At 65.3% G+C, this 9,999-nt stretch carries 6 protein-coding genes; 4 read left to right on the top strand and 2 right to left on the bottom strand.

Features of this window, described 5'->3' with window-relative positions:
• Positions 1–507: NADH-quinone oxidoreductase subunit N (locus IT350_05030; GenBank protein MCC6157395.1), on the top strand; the 507-nt coding region annotated here is incomplete at its 5' end.
• Positions 508–516: 9 nt separating this feature from the next.
• Here the strand turns inward: IT350_05030 and IT350_05025 are convergent.
• Together IT350_05025 and IT350_05020 are read right to left on the bottom strand one after the other, a co-directional pair.
• Positions 517–2,499: a hypothetical protein gene (locus IT350_05025; GenBank protein ID MCC6157394.1), complete on the bottom strand. Its 1,983-nt coding sequence runs from the start codon at positions 2,497–2,499 to the stop codon at positions 517–519.
• 43 nt (positions 2,500–2,542) lie between these two features.
• Positions 2,543–6,619, bottom strand: a complete 4,077-nt coding sequence (locus tag IT350_05020) for a hypothetical protein (GenBank protein ID MCC6157393.1) — start codon at positions 6,617–6,619, stop codon at positions 2,543–2,545.
• Between IT350_05020 and IT350_05015 the strand changes: the two genes are divergently transcribed.
• The 3 genes from IT350_05015 to IT350_05005 are packed head-to-tail and all read left to right on the top strand — an operon-like array spanning position 6,527 to position 9,794.
• Entirely contained in the window at positions 6,527–7,885 is a 1,359-nt protein-coding gene (locus IT350_05015) for a phosphotransferase family protein (GenBank protein ID MCC6157392.1), read from the top strand. The two genes, IT350_05020 and IT350_05015, sit on opposite strands and share 93 nt — an antisense overlap.
• Positions 7,882–8,574, top strand: coding sequence for a histidine phosphatase family protein (locus IT350_05010; protein ID MCC6157391.1), 693 nt, complete (start codon positions 7,882–7,884; stop codon positions 8,572–8,574). Before IT350_05015 ends, IT350_05010 begins: the two co-directional genes overlap by 4 nt.
• A gap of 17 nt (positions 8,575–8,591) precedes the next feature.
• Positions 8,592–9,794, top strand: coding sequence for an acyl-CoA dehydrogenase family protein (locus IT350_05005; protein MCC6157390.1), 1,203 nt, complete (start codon positions 8,592–8,594; stop codon positions 9,792–9,794).
• The last annotated feature ends 205 nt before the right edge of the window (positions 9,795–9,999 follow it).

Raw genomic sequence — 9,999 nt, 5'->3', positions numbered from 1 at the left:
GCGGTCGCGTCGCCCGAGTCGATCCGCGCGGTGATGCTCTATCTCGCGATCTATCTCGCGATGAACCTCGGCGCGTTCGGCGCGGTGCTCGCGGTCCGGCATGTGACGGGATACGAGACCATCGGCGCGTACAAGGGACTCGGCGCACGCAGCCCGCTCCTCGCCGTGATGCTCGCCATCTTCCTGTTTTCACTGACGGGTGTGCCGCCCTTCGGCGGATTCATCGGCAAATTCTACCTGTTCGCCTCGGTCCTGCACGCGGGCACGCCGTTTTTCTACGCGCTCGCCATCATCGGCGTGCTGAACACGGCGGTTTCGCTTTACGCCTACGCCCGCGTGCTCAAGGCGATGTATTTCGAGTCGCTGCCCGGGGTCGAGCCGCCGCGCCCGCTCACCTTTGCGCACGGCGCGATGCTCGTTTCGCTCGCGATCCCCACGCTCGTGCTCGGCATCTGGTGGTCACCGCTGATCGAGGCGATCAAGCGCTCGTCGGCCATCATCCCCTGATCGGCCGCGTCACGGCGCGAGGGGATCGATGATCTCGCCCGTGCCGGTGTCGAGATTCGTCCGCAGAAAATGCAGGATCTGATCGCGGGCCGCAGCGCCGAGCGCGTCGTCGTCAAAGATGAGCGTGTGCTCCTCGGTGTCGAACTGGTAGAACGCCGAGCCCTCGTACGGGGCGGATGCGTGCGTCGCGCCGACATCCCACACGAAGGGTTCAAGCTGCGGCCATCCGCCGGAGCGGCACAGCCAGCCGCCGGGCGGCCCGCCGATCGTCTCATCGTACGCGCTGCCCTGCTGGAGAACGGTCGGCACGATCCCGCCCATCACGTCCAGAGGATCGTCCATCGCGCGCCGTGCGAAGTTCGCCCCATCCGCGGGATCGAGAATCGTCTGCATCACGTGCATGACGAGATGGAGAAAGTCGGTCACCGGTTCGCCCGGGGCGACAAGTCCTTCGATCGCGCGAATCGCCTCGAAATACGGCGCGGCCTCGCCCTCCAAGATGATCGACGCGAACTTGGCCCCCGACGCGGCGAGTACGTTTGCGTCGAGTTCGGGATCTAGCGCCAACACGGACCCCGCGACGATGGAACCGAACGACATACCCATATTGGTGATGTGCGTCGTGTCGAAATCCGGCGTCTCGTCTTCGTCGAGATCGGTGTCGCCCAGCGTACGCAATGCCCGCGCAATCCACAGGGTATCCGTCACCGTCTCACGGAAATTGTCGCGGATGACATCGGGACGCAGCAGGTTGAAGAAGCACAGGAACTGGCCGACTTCGCCCATGCCGGGCGGCAGCCGGTCGCCGTGACACACGCCGTCCGACGCCGCGATCGCGAAACCGGTTTGCGCGGCCTGCGTGGTGAAGGGCGCGCGCATCTCGTGTTTGTCGTTGAAGATGCCGTGCTCGAAAAACAGCATTGGCCACAGAGCGCCGTCCGGGTGCGCGCCCGGCGCGGGAAGTACGAAAAACACACGAACGGGCTCGAGGTGATCGATCGCGGGAACGCCGTTCGCGTCGTAGGTCCACGCGCCGTCGGCGCCCTGAAAGATCGGCACGTCCACCGTCGCGTGCGCGGTCGCCCAGATCTCCGGAGCGTCGTCTTCGACGATCTCCCAATCGGAAAAAGCGGGCGGATGATCTTCGGCGTATTCGGCCAGCACGCGTGCGGCGGCTTCCAGATCGCGTGTGGCGTGCATCGTCGTGAATGAGGAGAACGAAAGCACGTCCTCCGGCGGGATGCCGTGTTCGGCGAGCCGACCGAGCGTGTCGGCGAACTGCTCGCCCGCGCCGTCCTCGCTCTTGCCGTTCAGGACCGACCACGCGGCGCGCATGCTCGCGGAGGCGCGGTAACACTCGCCGCCGGTCGTGAGCGCACGGGTCGCGACGAGCGCGTAACGAGTGCGTTCGCGCAGCGGCCGCCACGGCGTGATGCGCAGATCCGGCGCGCGCCACTCGACGCGGATCGGGGCGAGTTCGCCGTCGTACTCGCTCGTCGAATCGTCCACCATCAAGAAGACGGCGTCGTCGGTCGATGGGTCGATTTCGTCGGGCAGCGTCGTGGCGTCGGGCTCCTCGCCGACGGGAAGGTACGCATCGGCGAGCGGCGAGTATCCGGTCGCTTGTTCATACGCACGCACGAGAAATCCCAACAGATTCGCGCGCGCGATCTTGCCGACGGGCAGCGGCGTCGTCGCATCGAGTCGCAGGCGCACGCCGCTCGGCGACGCGGGATCGGCGGCGACATAGAAGTCGCTGGGGTAGGGCGCGACGTTCGGCGACGCGGTCAGATCGAAGGTGAGTTCCGGGCCGTCCGCACACGTTTCGGGGTAGGGCGGCGCGGTATCGTCGTCGTCCACGTCGTCGTCCGACGACGAATCATCGTCCGCCGTATCGTCGTCGGACGGAGTTTCGGCGTCGGAATCATCATCGTCATCCGACGCACAGCCCCCGAGCGCAAGCGAGACCAATGCCAGCGCGATCAGGAGCACGCGTCGGGACCTTCGACGCGCGCACCGTCCGAAGCCAACCCCGTCAGCAACCGCAGCCATCATCGTCGTCATCGTCATCGCCGCCGTTGGGCGCGGTATCGTCGTCGCCCGCGTCATCGTCGCCGGTGGAGTCGTCGTCGCCCGTGTCGTCATCGGTCGGGTTCGTGTTCACGGTTTGAGGAACGCTGATCAGCGAATGATGACCAAGTTCATCGACGCTGCGAATCGCGAACCAAAACTCGGGCTCGTCCGAATCGAATTCGATCTGGACCGTCGTTCCGCCCGGAGCGGGTGATGGGATTCCCGGCACGGCAGTCGCCTGCGTGAACGCCTCGACGCCCTCAAGGTCCTCCTGGCTCGTCGCCACACGTATGTCGTACTCGGCGGCTGTGCCGCACATCCAGTCGTCGCCGGGTGCGGTGAACGAGAGACGATATCCGCTATCGGTTTCCTCGACCTCGATGTTGGTGGCGACGCTTGGCGGCAGCGTGTCGACATTCCAGAAACCGGTGTTGCGTTCGTCGTGATGGAATGACCACCAATCCGACGCGATGCCCGTTTCGGCGCACGCGTCTCCGGCCGACTTCCAACCCCACAGCCACCCTTCGAGCGTGTACTGGTACACCTCCAGTTTTCCGTCGAGATCCGTGTCGCCGATCGACGGCGACGAGGCCGACCACTGGTTCGTGAACTTCGGCCATGTGGGCGGCTGCGCGCCGTCGAAATCCACCGCGTCCACGGTGAAGCCGCCGGTGCCGGAAATCGCCTCGGCGCGCCCGTCGCCGGAGATGTCCGCGATGACGGGGTTCACGTACCAGTTGCTGTCGCGCTGTTCGCTCTCGAAGACCTGACCACCGATGTCGGAGAGCGACCACGCCGCGAGCACGGGGCGCAACAGCGAAATCCACCCGTCGATGATGTCGAAGACGCTGGAGAGCGGTAGGACGTACTCGGGCACGTCGTCGCCGTCCATGCGCCCGAACGCGCCGTGCGCGAGGGCGTTGAAGCCCGACGCCGAGAGCGTATGCACCTCGATGTCGCCGTTGTCCCATTCGAGCATTTGCGGGAACCAGATCGCCGAGCCGACGCCGATCCACGTCTTTCCGTCGTGGCGCGCCACGGCCGGGCTCGAGGTGATGCCGATGGTGACCGGCGGTAGCGGCAGCAGATCGCTGACCGGACCGAGAATCGGTACGGGGAAGCCGGGCAGGAAGGGCGAGCCCGACGCGTTTTCGTACCCATCATGAAAGACCGCGTAGAAGCGTGTTCCCTTCAGACCGATCAGGCCGTCTTCGCAGACCTCCGATGTGCCGACGAGGATCGACGGATACTCGGCGATGTCCTCGTTCGCGGAGTCCGGATCGAAGATGCCGACGGCGGGCGTGGTGATGATCTGCGGATCGAAAACCGAATCCTCGCGCACGCACTCCGCCGCCGGGCGCACCGCGCCGGGATCGGACTTGAGCAACACGGGGAAACCGGGCATCGGATCGGCGCGGCCGTCTTCGTCGGCATCGACGGGCTTCCACGCGTACACGCGACCGTCGTAGCTGCCCGCGACGATTTCGAGCATGCCATCGTTGTCCAGATCGGCGAGCACCGGAGACGTATTGAAGACGCGTCCGTGACCGAAATCATCGGTCGTCGCGTTGTCGGGCTCGTTCGCCCAGACCGGGAAGCCCGGCAGCAGCGGCGCGGGATCGCCGCCCTCGTCGAGGTGCGCCTTGCCGTTGCGATGGATTGCCAGCACCGCGCCCGCGTAAGTTGCGATCACGATCGCGGGCTCGCCGTCGCCGAACAGGTCCGCCACGGCGGGCGTGCTGAGCGTCACGTCGCTCGGGAAATCGAGTCCATTGTACTCCATGATGTCGATGGGAAAGCCGTCCATCATCTCCCACGCATCGGTCGCGAGGTTTTGCTTGAACACCATGACGCTCTGCGATCCGCTCGCCGCGACGATCATTTCCAGTCGCCCGTCCGTGTCGCCGTCGAGGTCATAGAATGTCACCGACGAACGCCCCGACGCGTCGAGGTCCATCGGGAACCCGGGCAGTAGCCCGTGCGCGTCGTCCTGGTCGCGGTGGATCGCCAGCGTGCGCCGGTCCTCGCCGCGAACCACGCCGATACCGGGTTGGTTGTAGCTCGCGCGCAGGCGCAGCGTGACCGTGAAGTCGAACGAGGTTTCCGGCGAGCTCTCGTATGTGGCGGGATCGAGCAGCGCGGAGATGTCGACCGACGCGATCGGGCCGTCAATCGCATCCTGCCCCGAACCCGAGGCCACGGTTTCGAACGCGCCGTCCAGCGGCTCCTTGCCCACGGCGACCTGCAACTGCCAGTCGAATTCGCGGTCGCGCGCGAACATGTACGCGTCCACGTCGATCGTCGGTGTCTCCTCGGGGTCGGCCACGGTGTACCACGCGGGGGCGCGGAATTTCACCTCTGCCGGAATATGCTGCGGCACGCCGAGCTCCGCATCGCCCAGCATGTCGAGCGCGGCGCGCGCGTTGGGTCGCCCGTATCCGAAGTGCGCGTCCCATCCCGGCTGGCAACCGCCGCCGGTCCACGTGAGGCAGAAGCGCGCGATGTCGTCGGCGCTCATCGTCACGATCTGTTTCACCTCATTGGCCGAAACGGACAGTCCAAGTTCGAGCGCTCTCGAGTAGATGAGCCCGACGAGCCCCGCCACGTTGCCCGCGGCTTCGGACGAGCACGCGCCCGAGCTGCCCGCGACGTGGACGTGCTCGCCCCACATCGTGCAGTACGACTCGGTGAAGCCGAAGATCTGCATCGGCAGGAAATCGAGAAATTCAATCGGCGGAATCGGCAGGATCGCCTTGACGTTGAGAATGTCGTCGAACGCGCCGGGGTAGGCGTGGTGGTAGCTGTCCTCGTCGCTGGCGACGCCGATCAGGGTCGTGCCCGCCTCGGAAATCTCGGTGAAGAGTCGGTTGATCTCGCCGGATTGATTGAGCGATTCGCTGGCGAACACGGCGACCTGCGCACCCATCTCATGCGCGTAAACGACCCCCGCCGCCAGCATGTTCGCCTCGGTCATGACCGAGTCGGAGATGCGCACGGGCAACATCGTGCAGTAGGGGCAGAATCCGGGTTTGTCGTCCTCGCCGTTGTCGCCGATGCCGACCGCGTCGCGCGCGCGGTCCTCGCCGTGGCCGCCCTCCGGGAAATCGACCACGCCCAGCGCTTCGTTGGCGTCGCGGAAAAAGTCCCACCCGCTGATGTCGTCCACGAAACCGTTGCCGTCGTTGTCCACGCTGTCCTCGAACGTGGCGAAGAGATCCGGAATCGTCACCGCATGGCCGAGCCCGGCGAACGCGGGGTCGTCGTCGTAGTCACGCACGTTGAACTTGCCGTCGCCGTTGCAGTCATAGGCGTCCGGGAAACACGGCGTGCCCGACACGGTCGGCTCGGGCAGTTCTCCGCGGTGGATGAAGTAGTTTTCCTCGAGTTCGTCGTAGTGGTACTTCTCGATTCCGTCGTCCACCACGGCGATGATGATCTGCGGCTGCCCGCCCGTCACCTTCCACGCCTCGGTCGCAGACATGCCGGGAATCTTCTCCGTGCGGGCCGGATCGGTGTTCTCGGGGTCCACCGGGTTGTAACCCACAAGCACGTTCGCGTTGGCGAATGCGTCGACGAAGTTGAAGGGATCGCCGGGATCCCATGCCTGCAGAATATCCATGTCATTGGGGATGTTCGCGGCGAACACATCGTCAAAAGGATAGCTGCCGTCGAACGGCGAATCGCCCGTGCTCTCCACCGCGCTCGTCATCTGAAGACGCAGCCGCCGCGCGAACGGCCACCGACCGTTCGCGGTCGCCGGATCGATCACGAGCGTGTCGTTCGAAACATTCGTGGTATCGAAAGAGAAGGAGAGCGGTACCGTGACCGAGTCGTCCTCGGCGTATTCGACGAAAACCGTCAAGGCGTTCACCGTTCCGGTATCGAGGCTTGCGTCAAAGACGATGCGCATCGGCTCGTAAGTGAAATTCTGGTATCGGCCGATGCGATGGCTCTGCGCCGTGATGGAGAGAGCGGTCGCGGGGCCGGCGGCGAGGACGAGGAACGCGGCGGAGAGAAGGACGATACGGCGCGGGCGCATGTCGGGCCTCCCAAACGACGAACTTCGAAAAGCGGTCACGAGGACGAAGCTAAGATAACTGACCCTACCGAAAATTCGAGCGGCGAACAATGTCGGGCTTCGGATTGGACAAGCGGGCGTGAAATCCGTAGCGTCGCAGACGGAAGAGGGGCGACTTTCGTGACGGGGAAATCCGACAAATCGGGGTCGGTGAGTTCGGCGGGTGCGCCGCCTTCGGACCGCGTCGGCACGGTGCGCGCGGGCGAGGAGTTCGACGTCGCCGCGCTCGACGCGTGGCTCAAGGCGCGCGTGCCGTCGCTTTCGGGTATGCCCCGCGTCACGCAGTTTTCCGGCGGAGCGTCGAACTGGACCTACCGGCTGGAATACGACCGCGACGATCTCGTACTGCGTCGCCCGCCCGCCGGCACCAAGGCGAAGTCGGCGCACGACATGTCGCGCGAGTACCGCGTGCAGAACGCGCTGCGCCCCGTTTTCCCCTATGTGCCCGAGATGATCGCGCACTGCGACGACGCCTCGGTGATCGGCAGCGAGTTCTACGTGATGCGCCGCATCGACGGGCTCATTCCGCGCGCGAGCCTGGGATTCGATCTCGACCCGGCGCGGACGCGCGCGCTGTGCGAACGCGTCGTGGACACCCTGGTCGAGCTGCATTCGATCGATCCGGCGGACGTGGGACTCGACGCAATGGATCGCGGCCCGGGATACGTGCGCCGTCAGGTCGAAGGCTGGAGCGATCGCTATCGCCGCGCGCGGACGTGGAACGTCCCGAAATTCGAGTCGGTGATGTCATGGCTCGCGAAAAACGGGCCAGACGACGGCCCGCACCGCGTGATCCACAACGACTTTCGTTTCGACAACGTGGTGCTCGACCGGACTGACCCCACGCGGGTGATCGGCGTGCTCGACTGGGAGATGGCGACGATCGGTGACGGCCTGATGGATCTCGGCAACAGCATGGCCTATTGGGTGCAGGCCGACGACGACCCGATCGGTCGCGCGTTGCGTCGCCAACCGACGCACCTGCCCGGCATGATGACGCGCCGCGAAGTCGTTGAGCGCTATTGCACGCGAATGGGCATCCGTCCGGACAATTGGGCGTTTTACGAAGTCTGCGGGGCGTTCCGGCTCGCCGTCATCATTCAGCAGATCTACTACCGCTTCCATCATCGGCAGACGCGCAATCCCGCATTTCGGCGGTTCTGGCTCGTCGCGCATTACCTGCACTGGCGTTGCCGGACGGCCATTCGAAAGAGCGGCGTCGCATGAGCGTGATCTACCTGATTCGGCACGGGCAGGCGTCGTTCGGCGATGGCGATTACGACCGGCTCTCCGATCTCGGCCACACGCAGGCCAAGCTGCTCGGTGCGGCGCTGGCGCCGCGCGTCGGCGAGATTGAAAAGGTTGTGGTGGGAACCATGCGCCGCCACCGCGAGACGATGGACGGGAGCCTGGCGGCGTTCGGCGCGACCCCGGAACCGATCGAGTCACCCGCGTTCGACGAGTACGATCACAAAGAGGTGATCGCGCGCTACGAGCCGCGTTACGCCGACGAGCGCGAGATCGCGAAGGACCTGGCGGCGGTCGCCGATCCGCTGCGCCATTTTCAGGAGTTCTTCTCCCGGGCGACCGCGCGGTGGGCGGACGGCGAACACGACAGCGACTACACCGAGCCCTGGCCGCGATTTCGCGCACGCGTACTCGCCGGATTCGAAGAACTGGCCGGTGCAATTTCCAAGTCCGGCACGGCGCTCGTTTTCACCTCGGGCGGCCCGATCGCGGTGCTGGCCGCCCATTTGTTGGGCGTGGACTCCGGTCGCGTTTTTTCGTTGCAGTGGCGTTTCGTCAACGCGGGCGTCACCAAGATCGTGACCGGGCGAAGCGGCCCGGCGGTCGTCTCGCTCAACGAGCACGCGCATCTGGAGACGCGCGGTCGCGAATTCGTGACCTATCGATAATTGCCGGGAGTGTAACCATGGATTTTTCGGAAGCGCCAAAAGTCGCCGCGATGCGAGAGATGCTGCGCGAGTTCATGACGAACGAGGTGTATCCCCTCGAAGGCGCGGTTCGCTTTCACGGGTTCCGCGAGTCGCTGCCCTCGCTGGCCGCCGCGCGGGAAAAGGCGAAGCAAACGGGTCTGTGGGCCGCATTCATCCCCGCGGAGCTGGGCGGCGGCGGACTGTCGCTCGTCGAGTTCGCGCACATGAGCGAGGAGCTGGGCCGCAGCCCGCTGGGGCACTACATTTTCAACTGCCAGGCGCCGGACGTCGGGACCATGGAGATCCTGATCGAGCACGGTACACCCGAGCAGAAGGAGCGTTTTCTCTTCCCGCTCATTCGCGGCGAGATCCGAAGCTGCTTCACGATGACGGAACCCGAGTTCGCGGGATCCAATCCGGTCTGGATGGGAACGACCGCGATCAAGGACGGCGAAGACTGGGTGATCCGCGGGCACAAGTGGTTCGCCACGGCGGCCGACGGGGCGGCGTTTGCAGTGTGCATGGCGGTGACGAACCCCGACGCCGAGACGTATGGCCGCGCGAGCATGATCCTCGTGCCGACCGACACGCCCGGGTTCGAACTGGTCGGCAACCTCTCGATCATGGGTGAGCGGGGCAGCGACTGGGCGAGCCACGCCGAGATCAGCTATCAGGGCGCGCGTGTTCCGCTGGCGAACATTCTTGGCTCGGAAGGCATGGGATTCGTGATCGCGCAGCAGCGGCTCGGCCCGGGGCGCATCCACCACTGCATGCGATGGATCGGCATCTGCGAACGCGCGCTCGACATTTTGTGTCGCCACGCCGCGACGCGCGAACTCGCGCCCGGCAAGCCTCTCGGTACGCGGCAGATGGTGCAACAGTGGATCGCCGAGAGTCGAGCCGAGATCAACTCGGCGCGCTTGATGGTGCTGCACGCGGCATGGAAGATCGAGCGTGAGGGCACGTACGGCGCGCGCGAGGAGATTTCCCTCATCAAGTTCACCGTGGCGCGGACGCTCCAGCGTGTGCTCGACCGGGCGATACAGGGCCTCGGCGGGCTCGGGATGACGGATGAGACCCCGCTCGCGTTCTGGTTTTCACACGAGCGCGCGGCGCGCATTTACGACGGCGCGGACGAAGTTCATATCGACATGGTGGCACGGAGAATTCTGCGAGCATATGGGATGAAGATCAGATAGTCGTGGGGCGAAAACGAAAGGGACGCCGTTTGACAGGCGTCCCCGTTGTCGGAAATTCCGTGCGCAACGGGGTGTGGCGTTCCGGAATTCCTGACGGCGACCGTGGCGCCCTTGTCCCGCGGAGGTCCGAGATCGGGAACAGGGTGTCATGACTTCGGGGGTCGCGGTCCTTGGGAACCACGGCCGTCGTCGATGTCGTAAGCTC

It is taken from the genome of Deltaproteobacteria bacterium (genome assembly GCA_020845895.1).
In the GTDB taxonomy this organism is placed as follows: domain Bacteria; phylum Lernaellota; class Lernaellaia; order JACKCT01; family JACKCT01; genus JADLEX01.
This window is presented reverse-complemented; position numbering and strand designations above follow the sequence as displayed.